A 23,161-nucleotide genomic window follows, 5' to 3' on the forward strand; every position below is an offset into this window, starting at 1 on the left:
CCCCGGTCCCGGGCGACCCGGCCCGGACGCGGGGTGCTGGGCTCATGCGTCGGTGTTGACGGAGCGTGGCTATGAACTCACGCGGGAAAAGGCTCCACTGGAGATCAAGGCGAGGAGCCGGTGCGCCGGGGGGTGCTCGATGAGGAGCGTGGTCCAGCTCGCGGCCATCGTCCTGCTGGCGCTCGGCTGCACCGAGCGGCGCGCCGCCCGGCCGCTCGAGCCGCTCACCATCGCGGTGGGCACGCTGCCCAACTTCCGCCTGGTCTACGTGGCCCAGGCCAAGGGCTACTTCGAGCGCGAGGGGCTGGCGGTCAGCCTGCAGCCCCACCCGTTCGGGAAGCTGGCCCTGGCCGCGCTGCTGGCCGGCCAGGCCGACCTGGCCGCCTGCGCCGAGACCCCGGTGGTGTTCGCCGAGCTCCGCGGGGATCGGCTCTCGGTGCTGGCGGCCCACTCCACCGCCACCAGGAACAACGCCGTGCTGGCCAGGGTGCAGGCCGGCATCACCCGCCCGGCCGACCTGGCCGGGAAGCGCATCGGCGTCACCCTGGCCACCAGCGGCGACTTCTTCCTCGACACCTTCCTCCTGCGGTACGGGGTGGACCGCGCCGGGGTGCGGCTGGTGGACCTCAAGCCGGACGAGATGGCCGGGGCGCTGGAGCGGGGCGAGGTGGACGCCGTGGCCACCTGGAGCCCGACGGTGCAGGACCTGACGCGCCGCTTCGCCGGGCAGCTGACGACCCATTACGTGGAGGACCTGCACGCCGAGGCGGCGCTGCTGGTGGGGCGGCGGGGCTTCGCCGAGCGCCGCCCCGAGGCGGCCAGGAAGGTGCTGCGCGCCCTGCTGGTGGCCGAGACGCTCTTCCGCGAGCAGCCGGCGGAGGCGCGCCGGTTGGCCGCGGCCCAGTTCGCCGAGGACCCCGCCGTCCTCGACGTCATGCTCGGCCAGTTCGACTACCGGGTGCGGCTCGACCAGAGCCTGGTGGTGCTGATGGAGGAGGAGGCCCGCTGGGCTCGGCGCATCGGCCAGGCGGGCCCCCAGGCCACCCCCAGCTTCCTCGAGGCCATCGATCCCGCGCCGCTCCTCTCGCTCAAGCCCGAAGCCGTCGGGCTCATCCGGTAGGCGCGCGTGCGGCTGGGCACCCGCTTCCGCGTCTCCGCCGCGGCCTCCCTCGGGTCGATCCTGGCCATCGGCCTGGTCCTGGGCTGGTTCCTGGTGGAGACCCGGCGGGCCCACCGGGGCGACCAGCTGGCCGGCCAGCTGCAGCAGGCCTCCTTCGAGCGGGGGCTGCTGCACGACGAGTACCTGTTGCTCGGGGAGCCCCGGGCCAGGGGGCAGTGGGAGGCCAAGACCGCCGCCCTGCGGGCCCTGCTGGAGCGGGCGGCCCTGGAGCTGGAGGGCGGCGACGACCGCCGGGTGGTGGGCGAGATGGTGGCGCTGGTGGACCAGGGGGCGGCGCTCTTCGCCGAGCTCCTCCGCGACGAGGGCGCCCCGGAGGCGCCGCAGCGGGCCACCGCCGCGGCCTTCCGGCAGCGCGCCACCAGCCGGCAGCTGCTCATCTCGCACGATCTCAACGGCCGGGCCCGGCAGCTGGCCACCGCGGCGGCGGCGCGGCTGGCCGCCACCCAGCGTGGCGCCGTGCTGGCCCTGGTGCTCCTGCTGGTGGCCGTGGTGGCCGTGACCCTCTCCAACACCTGGATGGCGGCGGTCACCCTGGAGCGCCGCCTGGTCACACTGCGCGACGGCGCCGAGCGGGTGGCCTCCGGCGCCCTGGATCACCGGCTCGCCCTGCGGGGGGACGACGAGCTGGCCGACCTGGGCCACGCCTTCGACCGCATGACCGAGCGGCTGCAGCAGACCTACGCGTCGCTGGAGGGGGAGGTGGCCGACCGGCGCCGCGCCCAGCACGAGGTGGGCCGGCTCAACGAGGCGCTGAAGCGGCACCTGGCGGCCCTGGAGGTCTCCAACCGCGAGCTGGAGGCCTTCAGCTACGCCGTCTCGCACGACCTGCGGGCCCCGCTCCGCTCCATCTCCGGCTTCAGCCAGGCGGTGCTGGAGGACTGGGGCCCCAGGCTCGACGCCCAGGGGCGGCAGTACCTGGAGATGGCCAACGACGCCGCGCGCGAGATGGGGCAGCTCATCGACGACCTGCTGGGGCTCTCGCGGGTGGCGCGCATCGACATGGCGCCGCAGCCGGTGGACCTGGCGGCCCTGGCCGCCGGCGTGGTGGCGGAGCTGCGGCGCGGCGAGCCGGGTCGCTCGGTCGAGGTGGAGATCGCCCCGGACCTGGTGGCGCAGGGAGACCCGACGCTGCTGCGCCTGGCCCTGGAGAACCTGCTGCGCAACGCCTGGAAGTTCACCTCCCACCACGCCGCGGCGCGCATCACCGTGGGCCGCCGGGAGGCCCGGGGCCGCCAGGCCTTCTTCGTCGCTGACGACGGGGCGGGCTTCGACATGGCCTACGTCGACAAGCTCTTCCAGCCGTTCCAGCGGCTGCACCGGTCGAGCGAGTTCCCGGGCACCGGCATCGGGCTGGCCACGGTGAGCCGGGTGGTCCGGCGCCACGGCGGCGAGGCCTGGGCCGAGGGGGCCGTCGAGCAGGGCGCCACCATCTACTTCACGCTGCAGGGCCACGGAGGCCACCATGCCGAACAAGGTCATCCTGCTGGTCGAGGACAACCCGAAGGACGTCCTGCTGACGCAGCGCGCCTTCCAGCAGAGCAAGATCGCCAACGACCTGCAGGTGGTGCGTGACGGCGCCGAGGCCCTGGAGTACCTGCACGGCCCGGGCGCCGGCACGCCGGCCCGGCCCGCGCCCGCGCTGGTGCTGCTGGACCTGAAGCTGCCCAAGGTGGACGGCCTGGAGGTGCTGCGCCGCATCCGGCAGGACGAGCGCACCAGGCTGCTGCCGGTGGTGATCCTCACCAGCTCCAACGAGGAGCGGGACGTGCTGCTGGGCTACCACGGCGGCGCCAACAGCTACATCCGCAAGCCGGTCGACTTCCGCCAGTTCACCGAGGCGGTGGCCAGCCTGGGGCTCTACTGGCTGGTGCTGAACGAGCCGCCCCCCAGGGCGCGGTAGGCCATCCGGATGCCAGCGCGACACGCCGAGGCCGGGGAGGGTGCCATGCGGGTGCTCAACGTCGAGGATCGCGCCCAGGACTCGGCGCTCATCGAGCGCGAGCTGCGCAAGCGCTTCGGGGCGGTGGCCCTGACCCGCGTCGAGACCCCCGAGGCCTTCGCCGCGGCGCTCCAGGACGGCGCCTGGGACCTGGTCATCGCCGACCACCGGCTGCCGCGCTTCAGCTCGCTGGCCGCCCTGGCGGCGCTGCAGGCCTCGGGCAGGGACCTGCCGCTCATCGTGGTCTCGGGCACCATGGGGGTGGACTTCGCGGTGGAGGCCATGCGGGCCGGCGCGCGCGACTACCTGGTCAAGTCGGACCTGGTGCGCCTCGGGGCGGTGGTGGAGCGCGAGGTCCGGGACGCGGCGGCCCGCCGGCTGCTGGCGGCGCGCCACGTCCTCACCGGCGAGGTGCTGGAGGTCCTGAACGGGTCCGGGGAGCTGGCGCCCCAGCTCCGCGGCGTGCTCGAGAGGCTGCGCCGCCACGCCGGGGCCGACGCCGCCGGGATCCGGCTGCGCGCCGCGCAGGACTTCCCCTACGCCATGCAGGTGGGCTTCGACGAGGCGTTCCTGGCGGCGGAGCGCACGCTCTGCCAGCCCGGCGGGCCCGCCGCCGATCCGCGCGGCGGCTGCCCCGCCGACCTGGCCTGCCTCTGCGGGGCCGTGCTCCTGCAGCGCCCTGAGGCCGCCGGCCTGCTGACGCCGCGTGGCGCCTACGTGACCGGCGCGCTCGGCGCCGACCTGGGGCGCGGCGGCCAGGCCAGCGCCCTGCCGCACCTGCGGGGCCGCTGCGCCCTGGACGGCTACCAGTCGCTGGCGCTCCTGCCGCTGCGCAGCGGGCCGGAGGTGGTGGGCCTGCTCCAGCTCAACGCCCGGGCGCCGGACCGCTTCGACCCCGCCCTGGTCCAGTTCCTCGAGGAGGTGGCCCCGAGCCTGGGGCTGGCGGTCGAGCGGCGCCGCGCCGAGGAGGCCCTGCACGCCAGCCAGGAGCGCTACCGGGTGCTGGTCGAGACCTCGCCCAACGGGGTGGCGCTGGCCGGGCCGGACCAGGCCATCCTCATGGCCAACGGGCGGCTGGCCGGCCTGCTGGGCCTGGCGGGGGCCGAGGCGCTGGAGGGCCGGCGGCTGACCGACTTCGTGGCCGAGGAGGACCGGGCGCGGGCCGCGGTCGAGCTGGCCCAGGTGGTGTCGGCCACCGGGCGGGGCGAGAGCGTGCTGCGCTTCCGCCACGGGGAGGCGGCCTTCGAGGGGGAGGTGTCGTCGGCGGCCACCGCCGGACCCGACGGGGAGCGGGCCAGCCTGGTGGTGGTGATCCGCGACGTCACCGAGCGGCGACGGCTGCAGGCGCGGCTGGCGCAGTCCGACCGGATGGCCAGCGTGGGGATGCTGGCCGCCGGGGTGGCCCACGAGATCAACAACCCGCTCACCTACGTGCTCTTCAACCTGGAGAGCCTGGCCGCCGACCTGCCCGCCGTGGAGGCGGCGCTGCCCCCGTCGGCGGAGCCGCCGGAGCTGGTCCAGCGCGCCCGCGAGGCGCTCGAGGGGGGGCGCCGCATCCGCGAGATCGTTCGCGACCTGCGGGTCTTCTCCCGGGCCGGGGACGACCGGCTCGCGCCGGTGCAGGTGAACCGGGTCATCGAGGGCGCCGTCAACATGACCCACCACGAGGTGAAGTACCGGGCCCGGCTGGTCCTGGACCTCGGCGCGCTGCCACCGGTCCGGGCCAACGAGGGCCGGCTGGCCCAGGTGTTCCTCAACCTGCTGGTCAACGCCGCCCAGGCCATCCCCGAGGGGGACGTGGAGCGGAACCGCATCACCATCCGGACCTGGAGCGAGGGCGCCGCCGTGCTGGCGGAGGTGCGCGACACCGGCGCCGGCATCCCGCCGGAGCACCTGGCCCGCATCTTCGACCCCTTCTTCACCACCAAGCCGGCCGGCATCGGCACCGGCCTGGGGCTGGCCATCAGCCGGGGCATCGTGGAGGAGGCGGGCGGGCGCATCACCGTGGAGAGCCGCCCGGGGGAGGGGGCCCGCTTCCTGGTGCAGCTGCCGGCCATCGCCGAGGAGGTCGCGCCGGCCCGGGCGCCGCCGCCCGGCGCCGCGCTGCCGCCGCCGGCCGGACGCCGCGGGCGGGTGCTGGTGGTGGACGACGAGGCCATCGTCCGGTCGGCGGTGGTGCGGCTCCTGCGGGCCGAGCACGACACCGCCGAGGCCGCCAGCGGCCGCGAGGCCGAGGCGCTGCTGTTCGCCGACGACGGCTACGACGTCATCCTCTCGGACCTGATCATGCCGGAGGTGTCGGGGATGGACCTCTACCAGGGGCTGGCCGCCTCCCGCCCGGACCTGGCCGCCCGCATGGTGTTCATGAGCGGCGGCGCCTTCACCGCGCAGGCCAGCCTCTTCCTGGAGCAGGTCGCGAACATCCGCATCGACAAGCCGTTCGACGCCAGCAACCTGCGGAAGCTGGTGCGGGTGCTGGTGGCGGCGCGCGGCGGGTGAGGCCGTCCCGCTCACGCCGGCCCGTCCGGGTGCGCTAGGCTGGGCTCATGATCGGTGCGCGCCCTGGGCGGGTCATCTCGGTGGGTGGCGGCAAGGGTGGGGTTGGCAAGAGCGTGGTGGCCGCCAACCTGGCGGTGGCCATGGCCCAGCAGGGCGCCCGGGTGGTGCTGGTGGACGCCGACCTGGGCTCCCCCAACCAGCACACCCTCTTCGGCCTGACCCGGCCCGGCCCCGGCGTGGAGGCCTTCCTGGCCGGGCGGCTGGAGGACCTGGGCGCGGCCGCGGTGGACGTGGGGGTCCCGAACCTGCGCCTGGTGCCGGGGAACGGCGGCGTGGTGGGCACCGCCAACCTGCCCTCGGCCCGCAAGCTCAAGCTGCTGCGCCACGTGCTGGCCCTGCCGGCCGACGTGGTGGTGGTGGACGTGGGCGCCGGCGTGTCGTTCAACGTGCTCGACCTCTTCGACGCCGCCGACCTGCGCCTGGTGGTGATGACCCCGCAGCTCACCTCGGCGCAGAACGCCTACGCCTTCATGAAGAGCGCCGTCTTCCGCGAGCTGCGGCGCCTGGCGGCGGCCACCGGGCAGCAGGCGCTGGTGGACGAGGCCGACGAGGGGGCCGAGCCCACCGGCAGCGCCGCCCAGCTGCTGGCGCGGCTGGCCAGCTCGTCCCCGGCGCTGGCCGCCACGCTGCAGGCGGGGCTCTCGGCCTTCGGGGCCCGGCTGCTCGGCAACCAGCTCTTCGAGCCGCGCGAGGTGAACGTCATCTACGCCATCTCCCGGATGGCGCGCGACTACCTGGGGCTGGAGGTGCCGGTGCTGGGCTCGCTGCGCGCCAGCCGGCGCATGCACGACTCGGTGGACGGCGGGCGGCCCTACCTGCTGCACGCCGGGGTGGACGGCGACGAGTGCGCCGCCTCGCTGCGCGCCATCGCCGCCGCGCTGCTCGAGGCGCCGCTGCCGCGCCACCAGCCTTCGCCGCGCCCCGGCGCCGAGGGGGCGCCCGCCGCGCCGCCGGCCCACCGGCTGGCCGAGGCCGGCGCGCCGCTGCCGGTGGCGGTCTCGGCCTACGAGCGGGCCTGCCACCGCCACCCGGTCAACGTGACCGTCACGCTGGTCTACCCGGGCGGCGTCCTGACCGCCCAGGTGCGCGACGTGAGCGAGGGCGGCGCGCTGCTGGAGCTGGACCGGCCGCCGCCGGCCGGCACCCGCCTCGCCATGGTCTTCACCAGCCTGGACGATCAGCCCAGCCTGGCCTGCGTGGTGCGCCACGCCTCGGCGGCCTCGCGGCGCGCCGGGGTGGAGTTCGTGGCCGATCCCGAGGCCGCCCGCCGCGCCGCCGCCGGCCTGCGCCGGGAGGGGGCCCTGGCCGAGGTCATGGACGGGGCCACACCCGCAGCGTGAGCAGCACCCGCTCGCCGCCGCCGCCCGGCGCGGCGGGCCAGCGCTCCAGCCGGACCAGCTCGAAGGTGCCGCGCCCGGCCACGTGGAAGAGCGCGCTGCGCTCGCCGCTCGGCTGGCGGGGGCCCGACACCTGCAGGGTCAGGACGTCGCCGGCCGAGGAGAGGAGCACCGCCTGGAAGGACGGGCGCAAGAGGCCCGAGACCACCCCGATGGTCCAGTCGGCCAGGTCGATGGCCTTGTCGGCCTCCCAGACGTCGATGGTCTCCAGCCTCGGCATCGCTCCCTCCGCTCGCTCAGGGTGTGGCGCCCGGGGTCGCCGGGCCTTCGGGGCCCAGCCGGCCCAGCCGGCGCAGCTGCGGCGCGCGCCAGGCCACCAGGCCCACCGTCAGCAGGGTCATCACGCCGCCGAAGACCACCGAGGGCACCACCCCGAGCAGGCGCGCGGCCACGCCGCTCTCGAAGGCCCCCAGCTCGTTGGACGAGCCGATGAAGAAGCTGTTCACCGCCGCCACGCGCCCCATCTTGTCCTGCGGCGTCCAGAGCTGCACCAGCGTGCCGCGCAGCACCACCGAGACGCCGTCCAGCGCCCCGCCCACGGCCAGCAGGGCCAGCGAGAGCGCGTAGGAGCGGGAGAAGGCGAAGGCGATCCAGGTGAGGCCGAAGAGCGCCACGCAGCCCAGCAGGGCCCGCCCGGCGCGGGCGAAGTGGCCGAAGCGGGCCAGCCCCAGCGACATGGCCACCGATCCGACGGCCGGCGCGGCGCGCAGCAGGCCGAAGCCGACCTCGCCCACGCCCAGCACGTCCCTGGCGAAGATGGGCAGGAGCGCCGCCGCGCCGCCGAAGAGGACGGCGAAGAGGTCCAGGCTGAGCGCGCCCACCAGGATGGGCTGCGAGAAGACGAACCGCACCCCGTCGGAGAGCCCGTCGAGCAGGCCACCGACCGGGGAGGCCGGGCGAGGGCGCGGCCGGACCGCCGCCATGGTGAGGAGCCCGGCCGCCGAGAGGGTCACCACCACCGCGTAGGCCAGCCGCGGCCCGCCCACCGCGATGAGCAGGCCGCCCACCGCCGGGCCCACCACCATGGCGGTGTGGAAGATGGAGGAGCGCCAGGTGGTGGCGTTCTGGTAGTGCTCCCGCGGCAGGAGCTCGGTGCCCAGCGCGGCCGAGGCCGGGCGGAAGAAGGCCCGGCCCAGGCCCGCCAGCGCCTGCGCGCCGTAGAGGGGGAGGGCGCCGGAGGGGGCGCCCAGGCTGAGCACCAGCAGCAGGAGCCCGCTGGCCGCCACCGCCGCCAGGCTGGCCAGCGAGATGGCGCGGCGGTCGTGCCGGTCGGCCGCCCACCCGCCCACCAGGGTGAGGGCCAGGAAGGGGACGGCCTCGGCCAGGCCCACCAGGCCCAGCGCCAGCGGGTCGCCGGTGAGCTCGTAGACCTGCCAGCCGAGCACCGCGCTCTGGATCTGGGTGGCCACGAAGACCGCGGCCATGCCGGCCAGGTAGGCGCGGTACTCGGGGAAGCGCAGGGAGGCGTACGGGTCGTGGGCCACGAGGTCCGGGCATGCTGCGGGCGAGCGGGGGCGGGGTCAAGGGTGGGCTTCCCCTGCCCCCCCTGCTATGACCCGCCCCGTGAACGCCGACGCGCCCGCCAAGACCTTCGCCGACCTGCTGGCCCACCCCGCCTTGCAGCGCGCCCTGGCCGCCAAGGGCTACGCCGAGCCCACCCCGGTGCAGGCGGCCGTGCTGGACCCCGCGCTGGCCGGCAAGGACCTGCTGGTCTCCTCGCGCACCGGGTCCGGCAAGACCGTGGCCTTCGGCCTGTGCCTGGCCGAGTCGCTGCTCGGCGAGGCGCCCACCTTCGGCAAGGCCGGCCCGCCGCTCGGCCTGGTCATCGCCCCCACCCGCGAGCTGGCGGTGCAGGTCCAGCGCGAGCTGGGGTGGCTGCTCGGCCCGGCCGGCGGCGTGGTGCTGGCCTGCGTGGGCGGGCTCGACCCGCGGCGCGAGGCCCGGGCCCTGGCCATCGGCGTGCACGTGGTGGTGGGCACGCCGGGCCGCCTGGTGGACCACATCGAGCGCGGCGCCCTCGACCTCTCGGGGCTGGGCGCCCTGGTGCTCGACGAGGCCGACGAGATGCTCGACATGGGCTTCCGCGAGGAGCTGGAGGCCATCCTCTCGGCCTCGCCGCCGGAGCGGCGCACCATCCTCTTCTCGGCCACCCTGCCGAAGCCCATCACCGACCTGGCGCGCCAGTACACCCGCGAGCCGGTGCGGGTGGCCGCCACGCCGGCCCGCGAGGCCCACGCCGACATCGCCTACCGGGCCCACGTGGTGGCGCAGCGCGAGCGCGACCACGCCCTGGTCAACGTGCTGCGGGCCCTCGACCCGGCCAGCGCGCTGGTGTTCCGGGCGCGCCGCGAGGCCGTCACCCACACCGCCGCGGCGCTCTCCGAGCGCGGCTTCGAGACCGTGGCCATCTCCGGCGAGCTGACCCAGGAGCAGCGGCTGCGGGCCCTCAAGTCGCTGCGCGACGGCCGGGCCCGCGTGCTGGTGGCCACCGACGTGGCGGCCCGCGGCCTGGACCTGCCCGGCATCGAGCTGGTGCTGCACGCCGACCTGCCGGGCGACGCCCAGGCCCTGCAGCACCGCAGCGGCCGCACCGGCCGCGCCGGCAAGAAGGGGCAGGCGGTGCTGCTGTGCGCGCCGGCCGAGCGCTACAAGCTGGAGCGGATGCTGCGGGAGGCGGGGGTGACGGCCGAGTGGGCCCCGGTCCCCAGCGCCGAGGAGATCCGCAAGAAGGACGACGCCCGCCTGCAGGCCGAGGTGGCGGTGGCGCTCGACGAGGTCCCCGAGGACGAGCTCCTGGCCGCCCGCGCGCTGCTGGAGGGGCGCGACCCGGTGGCGCTGGCCCTGGCGCTGGTGCGCCGCCACCGCACCGCCCTGCCGGCCGCCGAGGAGCTCCCAGAGACGGCCCGGGTCGCCCGCGAGGCTCCCCGCGGCCCGCGCGCCCCGCGCCCTGGCCCGCCCTCCGACGCCATGTGGTTCCGGCTCACCATCGGCCGCGAGAAGAAGGCCGACCCGAAGTGGATCCTGCCGCTCCTGTGCCGGCGCGGTGGGGTGACCCGCGACGAGATCGGCAAGATCATCATCCTGGCCACCGAGACCCGCTTCCAGGTGGCCACCCACGCCGCGGCCCGCTTCGCCGACGCGGCCCGCGTGCCGGATCCGCGCGCGCCGGGGCTGCGCATCGACCCGGCGCGCCCGCCCGACGACCTGCGGCCCGGCGCCGCCGCCCACCCCGCGGCGCGCCCGCACGCCGCGCGGCCCCGCCCGGCCGTGGCGCCGGCCGAGGCCGCGGCCCCTGCGCCCGCTGCGCCGGCGCCCGCGGCCCCCCGACGCGAGGGCCCGCGCCCCGGCGCCCGCCCTCGCCCGGCCGGCTCCCCGGCCAGCGGCCCGCGCCCGGTCCACGGCACGGGCCACGCCGTGCGGCGCGGGACCAAGCCGCGCAGCTGAGCCGACGCGGTCGCGGGGCCCGTCCGCAGGCCGGGTCACCGCCCGAGCGGCCTCAGCGACCGGGGGGTTCGTCCGGCGGCGGCGCGCCCCTGGCCTGGTCGAGCGCGGCGCGCAGCGCGCGCGCCAGGGCGTCGAAGGTGAGCGGCTTGACCACGAAGGCGTCGGCCCCGGCGGTGGCGTCCTCCAGCCCCTCGGCGTAGCCGCTCATGAGCAGCACCGGCCGGCCCGGCCAGCGGGCCCGGAAGGCGCGGCCCAGCTCCGCCCCCCGCATCCCGGGCATCACCACGTCGGAGAGCAGCGCGTCCACCCGGCCGCCCGTCTGCTCCACCAGCTCCAGCGCCTGCGCCCCGCCCTCCGCCTCCAGCACCTGGTAGCCCAGCCGCACCAGGATGGAGCGGACCACCCGCCGGATGGAGGGCTCGTCGTCCACCACCAGCACGGTCTCGCCGCGCCCGAGCGGCGCCGGCGCGGGGGCCGCTGGCGAGGGCGCCGCGGCGGCGGACGCCGCCTCGGCGGCCGGCAGGTAGAGGTCGAAGCGCGTCCCGGCGCCCGGGGCGGTGAACAGCCGCGCGTGGCCGCCGTGCTGCCGCACCACGCCGTAGACCGTGGCCAACCCCAGCCCGGTGCCCTGGCCCCGCGCCTTGGTGGTGAAGAAGGGCTCGAAGGCGCGGGCGGCCACCTCGGGGGCCATGCCCGTGCCGGTGTCGCTCACCGAGAGCCGCACCCATCGGCCCGGCGGCGGGCCGTCCGGCCGCTCCTCCAGCACCGGGGCCGCCGCCACCGAGATGGTGAGCGTCCCGCCGCGGGGCATGGCGTCGCGGGCGTTGATGGCCAGGTTCATCAGCACCTGCTCGATCTGCGACCGGTCGCCCAGGATCGGCGGGGCGCCCACGTCCAGGTCCAGGCGGACCACCACGTCCTCGCCGATGAGGCGGGCCAGCATGGGGGCGAAGGTGCGGCACACCTCCTCCAGCGGCAGGGGGTGGACCTCCAGCTGCTGCTTGCGCGAGAAGGCCAGCAGCTGCCGCGTCAGGGCGGCGGCGTGGCGCCCCGCCTCCAGGATGGTGCGCAGGTCGGCCGCCTGCGGGCCGCCGGGAGGGAGGTCGGCCGCCAGCAGCTCGCCCACGCCCAGGATGGTGGTGAGCAGGTTGTTGAAGTCGTGGGCCACCCCACCGGCCAGCCGCCCGATGGACTCGAGCTTCACCGACTGGCGCCGCTCGTCCTCCAGGTGGCGCCGCTCGGTGACGTCGACCAGGACGCCGGTGACCCGGGCGGCGCGCCCGGCCAGGCCCGCCACCGCGCTGGCGTGCAGCTCCAGCCAGCGCTCCGGCGCGGCGGCCACGCGGTGCTCCAGCCGGGTGCGCCGGCCGCCCGAGGGCGCGGCCGCCAGCAGCGCCGCCACGGCCCCGCGATCCTCCTGGTGCACCGCGGCCACCCAGGCCTCCAGCGTGGCCGGGGCCGCCCCCAGCAGCGTGGCGGCGCCCTCCGACCAGGTGAGGCGCCCGGTCTCCAGGTCCCAGTCCACGCTGGCCATGGCCGAGGCCGACAGCGCCAGCCGCAGGCGCGCCTCGCTCTGGCGCAGCGCCTCCTCGGTGCGGCGCCGCTCCGCCACCTCGTCCTCCAGCTCCTGGTTGGCGGCCGTGAGCTGGCCGGTGCGGGAGGCCACCTTCTCGTCGAGGGCGGCGTTGAGCGCCAGCAGCTCCTCCAGCAGCGCCACGTTCTCGAGCCGCGCCGCCACCGTCTCCACCACCCGCGCCAGCACCGGGGTGACGTCCGCCAGGTGCGCCCCGTCGTCCTCGTGCACGAAGAGGAAGAGGCCGCGCGGCATGGTGCGGCAGGTGAAGGGCAGGAGCAGCGCCGAGCCGGGCGCCAGCGCGGGCAGCAGGGCGGCGTCCAGGCCGGCCTCGGCGCACTGGGCGCCGCGCAGCAGCAGCGCGCCGGAGCGCAGCGCCTCCACCACCCGCGGCGCGAGGCGCAGGACGCGGCCGTCCAGGCGGGCGTCGCTGCGGGCGTGGTAGGCGTGGCGCACCACCACGTCGGCCGGCCCCAGGTCGCCCACCGCGCAGAGCGGCACGTCCTTCAGGATGGAGACCTGCTCCAGCCCCACCTGCAGGATGCCGGCGGCGTCCTCCACCAGGTAGACGTGCTCGGAGACCAGCCCCAGCAGGGCGGTGTCGACCTGGCGCTCGGCCAGCTGCTGGTTCTCCTCCAGCAGCTGGGCGACCCGGGCCTCCAGGTCGCGCAGGCGCTGGACGGCCCCCTCACCCGCGGGCGGCATCGAGGTGGACCTGCAGGAGCGCGGCCAGCTGCCCGGGCTGGTCGAGGGGGGTGTAGTGGCCGGCCTCGGGGATCCGCTCCAGGCGCGCGCCCGGGATGTCCTTCACCAGCCGCTCCGCGATGGCGAAGGAGAGGTAGGCGTCGGCCATGCCCCAGGCCACCAGCACCGGCAGGCGCAGCCGCGGCAGGTCGGCCGCGACCTCCATGAGGTTGGCGTTGTCGAGGCAGCGGGCGAAGTGCACGAAGGCCTTGCGCCCCGCGGCGGTCCGGAGCGGCGAGGTGAAGTCGGCCATGAGGGCCGCGTCCACCCGGTCCTTGTGGTACAGGCCGCGCCGCACCAGCACCGCGAAGGCGCCCAGGTCGAGCGCCGCCAGCAGCAGCTGGCGGATGACGGGGGTGCGCAGGGCGATGATGGGCTGGACCGGCCAGAAGTCGTAGCCGACCGGGTTCACCAGGGTCAGGCTGCGCAGGAGGGTGGGCTGGTTCACCGCCAGGATCTGGGCGATGCCGCCGCCCAGGTCGTGCCCCACCAGGTGGACGCCGGAGAGGCCGAGCGCCTGGCAGAACGGCCCCAGCCGCTCGGCGTGCGCCTTGAGGGCGTAGGAGGCGTCGAGCGGCAGGTCGGAGGCGCCGCAGCCGAGCAGGTCCACCGCCACCACGTCGTAGCGCCCGGTGGCGGCCAGGCGCTGCAGCACCCCCTCCCAGAGGAAGGAGTGGGTGGTGATGCCGTGCACCAGCAGGACCGGCTGGCCGGCCCCGGCGCGCCGGTAGGCCAGCCGGTGCGGCCCGACCTGGACCGTCTGGACCGGAGTCCGGGGCGCCGCCGGTGGCGGCTCGAGGTGCGGTGCGGGCATGCGGATGGGAGCCTCCCCTCCAGGACAGCTCGTACCACGGTTCCGCCGGGCGCGGCCGCGTCGCCTTACCGGACCACCAGCCCGAGGCGCGCCGCGTCCTCGGGCGTGTTGACGTTCTCGAAGGCCCGCCCGTCCGGATCGATCAGGCGCCACTCGCTCTCCTCGATCACCCGCGCCCCCACCACCTCGGCCAGCTCCTGCAGCGAGGGGTCGCCGCGCCGCAGCGCCCCGTCGAGCAGGGGGAGGCAGGCCCTGGACCAGAGGGCGAAGAGCGGCTCCAGCCGCCCTCCCCACCGCGGCATCACCGCGGCCGCGCCGGCGCGCCGCTCCACCAGGTGGGCCACCGAGGTGCGCGACAGGAACGGCATGTCGCAGGCGGCCGTGAAGACCCACTCGGAGGTGGAGGCCGTCAGGGCCGCGTGGACGCCGCCTGGGGCGCCCTTGCCGGGCAGGACGTCGGCCACCAGCGACGCGCCCAGGACGGCGTAGGGGCGCGGGTCGTTGGTCACCACCAGCGAGGCGGCGAACAGCTCCTTGAAGAGCCGCAGCGAGCGCCCCGCGATGGGCGTGCCGTCCAGGCGGAGCAGCCCCTTCACCGCGCCGCCGAGCCGGGTGGCGCGGCCGCCGGCGATGAGGGCGCCCGTGACGTCGGGGTAGCGCGGAGGCACGGCGGCACTCTAGCAGCGCGCCCGGTGTCCGTGGACCCCCCCGGGCGATTCGTGTACAAGGACCGGTTCCATGACCCCGGACGAGCGGCTGGCGGCGTTCCAGAAGTTCGCGGCCGCCAGGCCAGACGACCCCTTCACGCGCTACTCGCTGGCCATGCAGCTCCGGTCCATGGGGCGGCTCGACGACGCGGTGGGCGAGTTCCAGGAGCTGGCGCGGCGCACCCCGGACTACCTGCCGACCTGGCTGATGCTGGGGCAGGCCCTGGAGACCCTGGCGCGGGGCGCCGAGGCGGCCCAGGCCTACCGGGACGGGATCGCCGTGGCGGTGCGGCGGGGCGACAACCACGCGCGGGGCGAGCTCGAGGATGCGCTCGGGCAGCTCGGCGACAGGGCCGGCTGACGGCCACGAGGACCAGATGAGCGAAGCCACCACCACCCCTCCGTCGCCGGGCCGGCTGCTCGAGGGCAAGCGGGCCCTGATCACCGGCGTGGCCAACGACCGGTCCATCGCCTGGGCCATCGCCGAGGCCTTCCACGCCCAGGGGGCCGAGCTGGCCTTCACCTACCCGGGGGCGGCCATGGGCGAGCGGGTCATCCCGCTGGTGAAGGGGCTGGGCCCCGCCGCGGTCCTCGACATGGACGTCTCGGAGGACGCCAGCATCGACCAGGCGTTCGCCGCCCTGCGCGAGGTCTGGCCGCGCTTCGACATCCTGGTCCACTCCATCGGCTACGCGCCGCGAGGGGCGCTGGCCGGGCGCTTCACCGAGGTGACCACCCGCGAGGCCTGGCGCATCACCCTGGACGTGTCGGCCTACTCGCTGATCGCCCTGGCCCGGGCGGCGCGGCCCTTCCTGCCGCCCGGCGGCAACCTGGTGACGCTCTCGTACTACGGCGCCGAGAAGGTGGTCTCCAACTACAACGTCATGGGGGTGGCCAAGGCGGCGCTGGAGGCCTCGATGCGCTACCTGGCCGAGGACCTCGGCCAGGACGGCATCCGCGTCAACGCCATCAGCGCCGGCCCGGTCAAGACCCTGGCCGCGGCCGGCATCAAGGGCATGCGGACCATGCTGCAGGAGAACGCCGAGAAGACCCCGCTGCGCCGGAACATCGACCAGGACGACGTGGCGCGGGCCTGCCTCTACCTGTGCTCGGACCTGGCCCGCAGCGTCACCGGCGAGGTGCTGCACGTGGACTGCGGCCAGAACATCCTGGGCGTGGTCTCGATGGCCTGATCAGACGAAGCGGCTGCGCCGCGGCGCCTCGCCCACGAAGGGGTTCTGGCGCCGCTCCTCGCCGAGGGTGCCGGCCGGGCCGTGGCCGGGGTGGAAGGTCACCTCGTCGCCCAGCGGGAAGAGCTTCTCCTTGATGGAGCCGGCCAGCTGGTCGAAGTCGCCGCCCGGCAGGTCGGTGCGCCCCACCGAGCCGAGGAAGAGCGTGTCGCCGGTGAAGAGCACCTGGTCGTCGGCGAACCACAGGCAGGTGGAGCCGGGCGAGTGGCCGGGGGTGTGCAGCACGGTGGCGGCGTGGCGCCCCACCGTCACCACCTCGCCGTCCCGGTGGGTCCGCTCCACCGTCGGCGGCAGGGCGTGCGGCAGGCCGAACACCTCCACCTGGCGCGGCAGCGAGGCCAGGAAGCGCTGGTCGCCCTCGTGGATGGTGACCGGCGCCCCGGTGGCGGCCTGCGCCTCGGCGGCCCCGGCCACGTGGTCGACGTGGCCGTGGGTCAGGAAGATCCGGCCGACGCGCCAGCCGGGCTCGGCCAGCGCCAGCACCCGCGGGATCTCGGCGCCGGGGTCGATCAGCAGCGCCTCCCCGGTCTCGCCGCACGCCACCAGGTAGGCGTTCATGGCGAACGGGCCGACCACCACCGAGCGGACCACCAGCATGTCTTCCTCCGGGAACGGCGCCAGGGAACGGGAAAGGGCCGAAGGGTCGCCCCTCCGGCCCCGCCGGGTCAACTGCCGGGTGCGCCAGGCTGCTAGGTCGAGAAGGACGAGCCGCAGCCGCAGGTGCTCTTGGCGTTCGGGTTGTTGAACTTGAACCCGGCGCCCTGCAGCCCCTGCACGTAGTCGATGGTGACGCCCTGCAGGTACATCGAGCTCATCGAGTCCACGAAGAGCTTGACGCCGCCCTGGTCGAGGGTGATGTCGCCGTCGCGCGGCTTCTCCTCGAAGTCCATGGAGTACTGGAAGCCGGAGCAGCCGCCGCCCTGCACCCCGACGCGGATGCCGTAGCCGGCCAGCCCCTCGCGGGTCATGGCGTCCTTCACCATCTCGATGGCCTTGTCGGTCAGGACGACGAAGTTGTCCATGCCGAGATCGGTCGCCGCGGGAGCAGTCTGGGTCATCGCGTCCATGTGTCGGTGTCTCCGTGTGGGGCCGCGCGGGCCCCGCAGTTGATTCAGGAGGGGAGTCTAACAGGGGGGTGTGGCCGCTTCAACGCGACCTGCCGAGGGGCCTCTCAGGGGGGTGCCGGCTACTCCCGGCCGCGCCCGGAGAGCCGCCGGCCGCCGTCCACCGGCAGGACCACCCCGGTGACGTAGGGCGCCTCGGCCAGGAAGCGGACGGCCGCCGCCACGTCGTCGGGCGTGCCGGCCCGGCCGAGCGGGATGCGCGCCGCCAGCCGCCGCCGCCGCGCCGCCGGGTAGGCCTCGGGCCAGAGCACCGTGCCCGGGGCCACCGCGTTGACCCGCACCCGCGGCGCCAGCTCGAGCGCCAGGCACTCGGTGAGCCGCACCAGCGCCGCCTTGGAGGCGCAGTAGGCGGCGAAGCCCCGCCAGGCCACCAGCCCGCCGCCCACGTCGGCCACGTTGACCACGCTGCCGCCGCAGCGCCGCAGCAGCGGGGCCAGGGCGCGGGTCAGCAGGAGCGGCGCCCGGGCGTTCAGGTCCAGCTGGGCGTCCCAGGCGGCCGCGTCGGTGGCGGCCAGCGACCGCTCGTCGAAGCCGGCGGCGCCGTTCACCAGGAGGTCGAGCCGGTCGAACGCGCCGCGGAAGGCGCGGGCCAGCGCGGCGGGGCCGTCGGGGGTGGAGAGGTCGGCCTGCAGCGCCGCCGCCAGGCCGCGCGGCCGGTGGGTCAGGTAGTGGCCCGCCACCCGGTAGCCGTGGCGGCCGAGGTGGCGCGCGATGGCGGCGCCCACCCGGACGCCGGCGCCGGTGACCAGCGCGACCCTGGGGGCGGGGCTCATGCCGGGCCCGAGCGGTCCGCCTTCGGGTCCCAGTGCACCTCGGCCTGGCCGGCCCGGTGGTTGGCCAGGCGCGCCGCCACGAAGAGGAGGTCGGAGAGCCGGTTCAGGTACACCAGGGCCAGCGGGTCCACCTCCACCCCGGCGGCCAGCGAGACCACCTGCCGCTCGGCCCGCCGGCAGACGGCGCGGGCCAGGTGCAGCGCCGCCGCGGCGCGGGTGCCGCCCGGCAGCACGAACTGGTGCAGCACGGGCAGCTCGGCGTCCCACCGGTCCATGGCCCGCTCCAGCCGCTCGGCCCAGCCGGGCTCCAGGGCCGGCACCACCGAGCGCGCCTTCACGCCGTGCGGCGTGGCGAGCTCCGCGCCCACGCAGAAGAGCTCGTCCTGGATGCGCTTGAGCTCGCCCGTGAGCTCGGGATCAGCCCGCCCGCCCTCGGCCAGGGCGGCGCGCGCCAGCCCGATGGCGGCGCAGGCCTCGTCCACGGCGCCGTAGGCCTCGACCCGTGCGTCGCACTTGCGCACCCGGCCGCCCCCGAAGAGGCCAGTCTCTCCGCCGTCGCCGCTCTTCGTGTAGATCTTCATTCGCGATGTGCCTATCACCGGGCCCCGGCCATCGCAACGCGGGCGACGGGGGCCTGAGGGAGCGGGATGCAGCCGATCTTCGAGGGGGAGCGAGCCACCGAGGTGGGGCGCGCGGCGGCCAGGCTGGCCTGGGCCGGCGGCATGACCGTGCTGCGGCCGGACGGCGTGGTGGTGCCCATCCCGCTGCTGGCCGAGCCGGAGGTGATGCCCCGCGCCGCGCTCGAGGCCGCGGCGCGCGAGGCCGAGCTGATCCTCTCCGGCTCGGTGAAGCTGGCCCGGGCGCTGCTCGCCTCCGGCGACGAGCGCGACCGGGCGGCGCTGGTGGAGCCGTTCGCCGGGCTCGAGGCCGAGGCCATGGCCAGGCTCTTCACCGAGGCGCCGCTGCCGGCGGTGGTGGCCCGGGTGGACTTCCTGGTCCCCGAGGGCGGCGGGCCGCCCCGGGCCCTGGAGCTGAACGCCACCATCCCGGCCATGCCAGCCTACGCCGACCTGGCGGCCCACGCCTGGCTGCGCGCCGCGGCCGCCGCCCGGGGCCGCACGCCGCGGGAGGCGGGCGAGCTGGTGGCCGCCTGCGGCAGCCACATGGAGAGCCTGCGCGAGGCGCTGGTGGCGGCCTACCGGGCCCGCGGCGGCGCCAGGGCCCGGCCCTCCATCGCCATCGTGGCGCGCCAGGGCGACGCCCAGATCGGCGAGCTCAGGTGCCTGGAGGCCCACTTCCGGGCGCAGGGCCACCGGGTGGAGAACCTGCTCCCCACCACCTGCCTGCCGGAGGACTGGGACCTGCTCTACCGCCACGTCTGGGCCCACCGGGTGGCGCCCGACGCCCCCTTCGCCCGCGCGCTGCTGGCGCCGGGGCGCTTCACGCTGCTCAACCCGGTGAACGGCCTGCTGGAGGCCAAGGGGCTCTTCGCCCGGCTCTCCGAGTGCGCCAGCGACGGCGCGCTGGCGGCGCGGGCCGGGCTCGACGAGGCCGAGCGCGGGGCGGCGGCGCGGCTGCCCTGGACGCGGCGGCTCGACGAGGCCACCGCCGGCCGCATCAAGGCCGCGCGGGAGGGGTACGTCATCAAGCGGAGCTGGGACTACGGCGGCAAGTCGGTGCACCTGGGCGCCGAGCTGGCGCAGCCGGCCTGGGAGCGGGTGGTCGACGAGGCGCTGGCCGACGGGCGCGGCGGCGGCTTCATCGCGCAGGAGCGGATCTTCGCCGTGCGAAAGCCGGCCACCCGCATCGCCGGCGACGAGGAGACCCAGGGCGTCCTCTACCGCGACCTCTCGACCTACTGCGGCCTCGGGCCGGTGCGGCCGGGCGGGTCGGTGGTGCGGGCCGCCGCCTCGCCCATCGTCAACATCCTGGGGGGCGGCGGGCTGGCGCCGGTCATCCCGGAGGACGTCTACGAGCGGCTGCGGTAGCCGCGGCGCGGCGGCGCCGCCCTCACCCGTCGGTGAAGTCGGCGATGGACGGCACCTCGGGACGCACCGCGATGGGGCGCGGGCTGTGGTCGGTGTCGAGGTGGACGCAGAGCGCCGCCGGGAAGGCCAGGGCGTAGCCGTTGACGTGGGCCGGCTCGTTGTCGAAGGCGGCCACCAGGGGCCCCAGCCTGGCCACGCGGGCCGACGCCAGCGCCTTCCACTGGTCGTCGTCGAGCGGCGCCTCCGGCTTGAGCAGCAGGTGGACGCGCCGGCCGTCGGGGCGCGGCAGGTCGAAGCGCCGGAAGGTCTCGAGCGTGCCCGCCAGCATGCGCTCCGGTCGGCCGGAGACGTAGGCCAGCTGCGCCCCGGCGGCGCCGAGCGCCCGCACGAAGGCCGGGGCCCCGGGCACCACGCCGTCGTCCCGGCAGTACTGGCTGGTGAAGAAGTGCTGGCCCCAGTAGCGGCGGGCCGGGAGCAGGTGGCGGGCCACCTCGCCGGGGGCCAGGCCGGCGTGGGCCAGGGCCTCGGCCAGGTCCCAGCTGGTCCAGTGCTCGGGGCGCGCGCCCGCCAGGGCCGGCACCCCGGCCAGCGCCCCGTACTCCCGCAGGATCCGGGCCTGGCGGGGCCGGTTGTCCAGCAGGGTGGAGTCGAGGTCGAAGACCACCACCCCGTGGGGCGCGGCCGCCCCCGCCCGGGCCAGGGCCTCCGCCAGGATCCGGGCCCGGTCCTCCGGGTGGGCGCGCCGAGCCATGGCCAGCAGGGTAGCACCGGCCCGCCCGCCCGCACCGTCAGTGGAGGCCCGCGGCGTCTTCAGGCGAAGGCGGCGTGGCGACCGGGCCGGATTCGGTTAAGGTCTCGCCGTGGCCGAGGAACGCCCGAAGATCCTGGTGGTGGACGACTCCCGCACCCAGCTCGACAAGCTGGTGGGGGTGCTGGCGCGCGAGGGCTACGACGTCCGCTCCGCCGCCACCGGCACCGAGGCCATCCTCAAGGTCCGCACCGACCCGCCCGACCTGGTGCTGCTCGACATGATCCTGCCGGACATGGACGGGCTCGAGGTGCTGCGGCACGTCAACCCGCGGCCCGACGAGCACTTCATCCCGGTCATCATCGTCTCGGCCCGCAGCGACCTCGACTCCAAGGTGCGGGGCCTGAAGCTGGGGGCCTCCGACTACCTGGCCAAGCCCTTCGAGCCGGAGGAGATGCTCTGGCGCTGCAAGGCGATGCTGCACATCAAGTCGCTGCAGGACCAGCTGCGGGCCACCCAGCGCAAGCTGGCCGAGCAGTCGGTCACCGACGGGCTGACCGGGCTGAAGAACCGGCGGCTCTTCGACGAGCGGCTGCAGGAGGAGTTCCGCCGGGCGCAGCGCTACAGCGATCCGGTCTCGCTCATCATGGTGGACCTGGACCACTTCAAGCGGGTCAACGACGGCTACGGCCACCAGATGGGCGACGTGGTGCTGCGCGAGGCGGCCGCGTGCATCCGGGCCTCCATCCGCGACCCGGACATCTGCGCGCGCTACGGCGGGGAGGAGTTCGCGGTGATCCTGCCGAAGACCCACCTCTCCGGCGCGCTGGCGGTGGCCGAGCGCATCTGGCGCGAGCTGGGGGCCAAGGTCTACCACCAGGAGGTCCCGGAGGTCGGGCGGGCCAAGCCGGTGGAGGTGAAGGTGACGGCCTCGGTCGGGCTGGCCTTCTTCCCGTCGAAGGACATCACCTCCGCCGAGCTGCTGGTGAAGTTCGCCGACGAGGCGCTCTACCAGGCCAAGCACTCCGGCCGGAACACCATCTGCCTCTACCAGGCGCAGAACTACCTGTACGAGGCGCGCAAGTCCTGAGCCGCCGGGCGCTGCTGGCCTCGCGTCCGCGCGCCGGGGAGTGCTCCCCCGTAGGGGCCAGATGGCCAGCGCCCGGGCCCCACGCGGCAGGGCGCCGCGACCCACCTTGACCCTGTCTGACCCTGGCGGTGAGTCAGGAGCCGGGTATACCCTGACCCGGGGGCGATGGACTACCCGGGACCCACCGCCACCAAGTCGTTGAAATCACGCCTACCTCGCGCCGACCCGGGTGGATCGTCGCGTGCAGCCTGGCTGTGACCCGTGGAGACAACTCTACAAAGCCCCGGCCCCAGCGGCATCCGGGCACCAGACCAGGTGCCGGAGTCCACCTTGCTCATCGTCGACGACGACGAGCACGTCCGCCGCGCGCTGCGCCGGGTGCTGCGCCGCGCCAAGGCCAAGATCCTGGACGCGCCGGACGCGGCCGTGGCGCTGACCCTGCTCGAGCAGGAGCCGGTGCAGGTGGTGGTCTCCGACTACCGCATGCCCGGCATGAGCGGCGTGGAGTTCCTGCGCGCCGTCAAGGAGCGCTGGCCGCGCATCCAGCGGGTGCTCCTGACCGGCCAGGCCGACTCCACCGCCATCGAGGAGGCCGTCAACCAGTCGGAGATCTTCCGCTTCATCTGGAAGCCCTGGGACGACGCCCACCTCATCATCACCATCCAGAGCGCCATCGATCAGTACTGGATGGTGGACGAGAACAGCCGCCTGCAGGGGCTGCTGACGCTGCGCAACGACGAGCTCGAGAAGCTCAACCGCGACCTCGACGGCAAGCTGGCGCAGCGCTCCGCCGCCCTGGTGCGCGCCGCCCAGGAGTGGCGCGCCAGCTTCGACGCCATCGGCGACCCCATGGCCATCGTCCGGGGTGGCGGCTGCGAGGTGGTGCGCGCCAACACCGCCTTCGCCCGCGCCGCCGGCGTCAGCGTGGCCAACCTGGCCGGGCTGCGCTGCGCCGACCACGCCTACGGGCAGCTGCCGTGCCCCACCCGCTGCGCCATGCCGGCCAGCGGCGGCGCCGAGCGCGAGACCGCCTTCGGCGACCGCACCTGGCTGGTGCGCGCCTTCCCCTTCGAGGACGGCGAGTCGCAGGTGCTGGTCTTCAAGGACGTCACCGACGAGCGCGAGGTGTCGCGCCGCCTCTTCCACGCCGAGAAGATGTCGGCGGTGGGCCAGCTGGCCGGCGGCGTGGCCCACGAGATCAACAACCCGCTGGGCGGCATCCTGGCCTTCGCGCAGCTCATGAGCCGGGACGCCAACCGCACCCCCGACGACCAGGAGAGCCTGCGCCTCATCACCGACGCGGCGGTGCGCGCCAAGCGCATCGTCGAGTCGCTGCTGCGCTTCTCGCGCCGCCCGCGCGAGGAGGAGAAGGGGCCGGTGGTCCTCTCGCAGGTGGCCGAAGACGCCCTCTTCCTGCTCCAGTCGCAGCTCAAGGACGGCCGGGTCGAGGTGGTGCGCGAGTTCGACGAGGCGGTGGCCCTGGCCAACGCCAACCAGATCCAGCAGATCGTGGTGAACCTGGTGGTCAACGCCGTGCAGGCGCTGGCCGGGGACGGGCGCATCACCGTCTCCACCGGCTCGGCCGGCGCCGGCCGGGTCCGCCTCTCGGTGGCCGACACCGGCCCGGGCATCAAGCCCGAGGTGGCGCGGCGCATCTTCGAGCCGTTCTTCACCACCAAGCCGGAGGGCCAGGGCACCGGCCTCGGCCTCTCCATCTGCTACCAGATCGCCGAAGAGCACGGCGGCACCATCCGCCTGGAGCCGGGGGACGAGCAGGGAGCCTGCTTCGTCCTCGAGCTTCCCGTCCCGTCCCGGGAACCCTGAAGGGGCA

At 75.7% G+C, this 23,161-nt stretch carries 21 protein-coding genes; 11 read left to right on the forward strand and 10 right to left on the reverse strand.

The annotated features are described in order from the left end of the window. Positions 1-148: 148 nt before the first annotated feature. The 5 genes from IPO09_17665 to IPO09_17685 are packed head-to-tail and all read left to right on the forward strand — an operon-like array spanning position 149 to position 7,018. A complete protein-coding gene (locus tag IPO09_17665; protein ID MBK9519137.1) occupies positions 149-1,120 on the forward strand; it encodes an NrtA/SsuA/CpmA family ABC transporter substrate-binding protein in 972 nt (323 codons plus the stop codon). 6 nt (positions 1,121-1,126) lie between these two features. Continuing rightward, on the forward strand, positions 1,127-2,752 hold the full coding sequence (locus tag IPO09_17670) for a HAMP domain-containing protein (protein ID MBK9519138.1): 1,626 nt from the start codon (positions 1,127-1,129) through the stop codon (positions 2,750-2,752). Further along, the gene (locus IPO09_17675; GenBank protein MBK9519139.1) at positions 2,643-3,080 is read left to right on the forward strand and encodes a response regulator; all 438 of its coding nucleotides are present in this window, start codon (positions 2,643-2,645) and stop codon (positions 3,078-3,080) included. Before IPO09_17670 ends, IPO09_17675 begins: the two co-directional genes overlap by 110 nt. Before the next feature lie 9 nt (positions 3,081-3,089). Beyond that, positions 3,090-5,618 carry a response regulator gene (locus IPO09_17680; protein ID MBK9519140.1) on the forward strand — a complete coding sequence of 843 codons (2,529 nt, stop codon included), beginning with the start codon at positions 3,090-3,092 and terminating at the stop codon, positions 5,616-5,618. Positions 5,619-5,665: 47 nt separating this feature from the next. Then, on the forward strand, positions 5,666-7,018 hold the full coding sequence (locus IPO09_17685) for a P-loop NTPase (GenBank protein MBK9519141.1): 1,353 nt from the start codon (positions 5,666-5,668) through the stop codon (positions 7,016-7,018). On the opposite strand, the gene IPO09_17690 is transcribed toward IPO09_17685, so the two are convergent. Further along, positions 6,990-7,295 (reverse strand): hypothetical protein, encoded by a 306-nt coding sequence (locus IPO09_17690; protein MBK9519142.1) that lies wholly within the window; start codon positions 7,293-7,295, stop codon positions 6,990-6,992. The two genes, IPO09_17685 and IPO09_17690, sit on opposite strands and share 29 nt — an antisense overlap. Before the next feature lie 16 nt (positions 7,296-7,311). Then, positions 7,312-8,499: an MFS transporter gene (locus tag IPO09_17695; GenBank protein ID MBK9519143.1), complete on the reverse strand. Its 1,188-nt coding sequence runs from the start codon at positions 8,497-8,499 to the stop codon at positions 7,312-7,314. A 127-nt stretch (positions 8,500-8,626) separates the two neighbouring features. Here IPO09_17695 and IPO09_17700 point away from each other — a divergent pair, with 127 nt between their 5' ends. Continuing rightward, positions 8,627-10,519 carry a DEAD/DEAH box helicase gene (locus IPO09_17700; GenBank protein MBK9519144.1) on the forward strand — a complete coding sequence of 631 codons (1,893 nt, stop codon included), beginning with the start codon at positions 8,627-8,629 and terminating at the stop codon, positions 10,517-10,519. 52 nt (positions 10,520-10,571) lie between these two features. On the opposite strand, the gene IPO09_17705 is transcribed toward IPO09_17700, so the two are convergent. The 3 genes from IPO09_17705 to IPO09_17715 form a co-directional block, all read right to left on the reverse strand. Beyond that, positions 10,572-12,797, reverse strand: coding sequence for a response regulator (locus tag IPO09_17705; GenBank protein MBK9519145.1), 2,226 nt, complete (start codon positions 12,795-12,797; stop codon positions 10,572-10,574). Next, complete coding sequence (locus tag IPO09_17710) at positions 12,781-13,650, reverse strand: alpha/beta hydrolase (protein MBK9519146.1); 870 nt, start codon at positions 13,648-13,650, stop codon at positions 12,781-12,783. The genes IPO09_17705 and IPO09_17710 overlap by 17 nt, the downstream gene beginning before the upstream one ends. A gap of 65 nt (positions 13,651-13,715) precedes the next feature. Then, positions 13,716-14,318, reverse strand: a complete 603-nt coding sequence (locus IPO09_17715; protein MBK9519147.1) for a molybdenum cofactor guanylyltransferase — start codon at positions 14,316-14,318, stop codon at positions 13,716-13,718. A 70-nt stretch (positions 14,319-14,388) separates the two neighbouring features. Between IPO09_17715 and IPO09_17720 the strand changes: the two genes are divergently transcribed. Then, on the forward strand, positions 14,389-14,718 hold the full coding sequence (locus IPO09_17720; GenBank protein ID MBK9519148.1) for a tetratricopeptide repeat protein: 330 nt from the start codon (positions 14,389-14,391) through the stop codon (positions 14,716-14,718). 16 nt (positions 14,719-14,734) lie between these two features. Continuing rightward, on the forward strand, positions 14,735-15,550 hold the full coding sequence (locus IPO09_17725) for an enoyl-ACP reductase (protein ID MBK9519149.1): 816 nt from the start codon (positions 14,735-14,737) through the stop codon (positions 15,548-15,550). Here IPO09_17725 and IPO09_17730 read toward each other — a convergent pair whose 3' ends face one another. From IPO09_17730 to IPO09_17745, 4 genes are all read right to left on the reverse strand, one after another. Next, positions 15,551-16,204, reverse strand: a complete 654-nt coding sequence (locus tag IPO09_17730; GenBank protein ID MBK9519150.1) for an MBL fold metallo-hydrolase — start codon at positions 16,202-16,204, stop codon at positions 15,551-15,553. A 92-nt stretch (positions 16,205-16,296) separates the two neighbouring features. Further along, the gene (gene erpA / locus IPO09_17735) at positions 16,297-16,674 is read right to left on the reverse strand and encodes an iron-sulfur cluster insertion protein ErpA (protein ID MBK9519151.1); all 378 of its coding nucleotides are present in this window, start codon (positions 16,672-16,674) and stop codon (positions 16,297-16,299) included. Between the two features lie 119 nt (positions 16,675-16,793). After that, positions 16,794-17,504 carry an SDR family oxidoreductase gene (locus tag IPO09_17740; GenBank protein ID MBK9519152.1) on the reverse strand — a complete coding sequence of 237 codons (711 nt, stop codon included), beginning with the start codon at positions 17,502-17,504 and terminating at the stop codon, positions 16,794-16,796. Continuing rightward, positions 17,501-18,085, reverse strand: coding sequence for a cob(I)yrinic acid a,c-diamide adenosyltransferase (locus tag IPO09_17745; GenBank protein MBK9519153.1), 585 nt, complete (start codon positions 18,083-18,085; stop codon positions 17,501-17,503). Before IPO09_17745 ends, IPO09_17740 begins: the two co-directional genes overlap by 4 nt. A gap of 66 nt (positions 18,086-18,151) precedes the next feature. Here IPO09_17745 and IPO09_17750 point away from each other — a divergent pair, with 66 nt between their 5' ends. Continuing rightward, positions 18,152-19,492: a hypothetical protein gene (locus IPO09_17750; GenBank protein MBK9519154.1), complete on the forward strand. Its 1,341-nt coding sequence runs from the start codon at positions 18,152-18,154 to the stop codon at positions 19,490-19,492. Positions 19,493-19,514: 22 nt separating this feature from the next. Here IPO09_17750 and IPO09_17755 read toward each other — a convergent pair whose 3' ends face one another. Further along, positions 19,515-20,243, reverse strand: a complete 729-nt coding sequence (locus IPO09_17755; protein ID MBK9519155.1) for a hypothetical protein — start codon at positions 20,241-20,243, stop codon at positions 19,515-19,517. 109 nt (positions 20,244-20,352) lie between these two features. Between IPO09_17755 and IPO09_17760 the strand changes: the two genes are divergently transcribed. Both IPO09_17760 and IPO09_17765 read left to right on the forward strand, forming a co-directional pair. Then, on the forward strand, positions 20,353-21,330 hold the full coding sequence (locus IPO09_17760) for a diguanylate cyclase (GenBank protein MBK9519156.1): 978 nt from the start codon (positions 20,353-20,355) through the stop codon (positions 21,328-21,330). Positions 21,331-21,627: 297 nt separating this feature from the next. Continuing rightward, positions 21,628-23,154, forward strand: coding sequence for a response regulator (locus IPO09_17765; GenBank protein MBK9519157.1), 1,527 nt, complete (start codon positions 21,628-21,630; stop codon positions 23,152-23,154). Positions 23,155-23,161: the final 7 nt, after the last annotated feature.

The organism is Anaeromyxobacter sp., from assembly GCA_016718565.1.
GTDB lineage: Bacteria > Myxococcota > Myxococcia > Myxococcales > Anaeromyxobacteraceae > JADKCZ01.

What these genes read in the sequence shown, in the direction of transcription:
- IPO09_17675 (MBK9519139.1), top strand. Translation starts at nt 2,643, where the DNA reads ATGCCGAACAAGGTCATCCTGCTGGTCGAGGACAACCCGAAGGACGTC.
- IPO09_17680 (MBK9519140.1), top strand. Translation starts at nt 3,090, where the DNA reads ATGCCAGCGCGACACGCCGAGGCCGGGGAGGGTGCCATGCGGGTGCTC.
- IPO09_17685 (MBK9519141.1), top strand. Translation starts at nt 5,666, where the DNA reads ATGATCGGTGCGCGCCCTGGGCGGGTCATCTCGGTGGGTGGCGGCAAG.
- IPO09_17690 (MBK9519142.1), bottom strand. Translation starts at nt 7,295, where the DNA reads ATGCCGAGGCTGGAGACCATCGACGTCTGGGAGGCCGACAAGGCCATC.
- IPO09_17695 (MBK9519143.1), bottom strand. Translation starts at nt 8,499, where the DNA reads ATGGCCGCGGTCTTCGTGGCCACCCAGATCCAGAGCGCGGTGCTCGGC.
- IPO09_17700 (MBK9519144.1), top strand. Translation starts at nt 8,627, where the DNA reads ATGACCCGCCCCGTGAACGCCGACGCGCCCGCCAAGACCTTCGCCGAC.
- IPO09_17705 (MBK9519145.1), bottom strand. Translation starts at nt 12,797, where the DNA reads ATGCCGCCCGCGGGTGAGGGGGCCGTCCAGCGCCTGCGCGACCTGGAG.
- IPO09_17710 (MBK9519146.1), bottom strand. Translation starts at nt 13,650, where the DNA reads ATGCCCGCACCGCACCTCGAGCCGCCACCGGCGGCGCCCCGGACTCCG.
- IPO09_17720 (MBK9519148.1), top strand. Translation starts at nt 14,389, where the DNA reads ATGACCCCGGACGAGCGGCTGGCGGCGTTCCAGAAGTTCGCGGCCGCC.
- IPO09_17725 (MBK9519149.1), top strand. Translation starts at nt 14,735, where the DNA reads ATGAGCGAAGCCACCACCACCCCTCCGTCGCCGGGCCGGCTGCTCGAG.
- IPO09_17730 (MBK9519150.1), bottom strand. Translation starts at nt 16,204, where the DNA reads ATGCTGGTGGTCCGCTCGGTGGTGGTCGGCCCGTTCGCCATGAACGCC.
- erpA (MBK9519151.1), bottom strand. Translation starts at nt 16,674, where the DNA reads ATGGACGCGATGACCCAGACTGCTCCCGCGGCGACCGATCTCGGCATG.
- IPO09_17740 (MBK9519152.1), bottom strand. Translation starts at nt 17,504, where the DNA reads ATGAGCCCCGCCCCCAGGGTCGCGCTGGTCACCGGCGCCGGCGTCCGG.
- IPO09_17745 (MBK9519153.1), bottom strand. Translation starts at nt 18,085, where the DNA reads ATGAAGATCTACACGAAGAGCGGCGACGGCGGAGAGACTGGCCTCTTC.
- IPO09_17750 (MBK9519154.1), top strand. Translation starts at nt 18,152, where the DNA reads ATGCAGCCGATCTTCGAGGGGGAGCGAGCCACCGAGGTGGGGCGCGCG.
- IPO09_17755 (MBK9519155.1), bottom strand. Translation starts at nt 20,243, where the DNA reads ATGGCTCGGCGCGCCCACCCGGAGGACCGGGCCCGGATCCTGGCGGAG.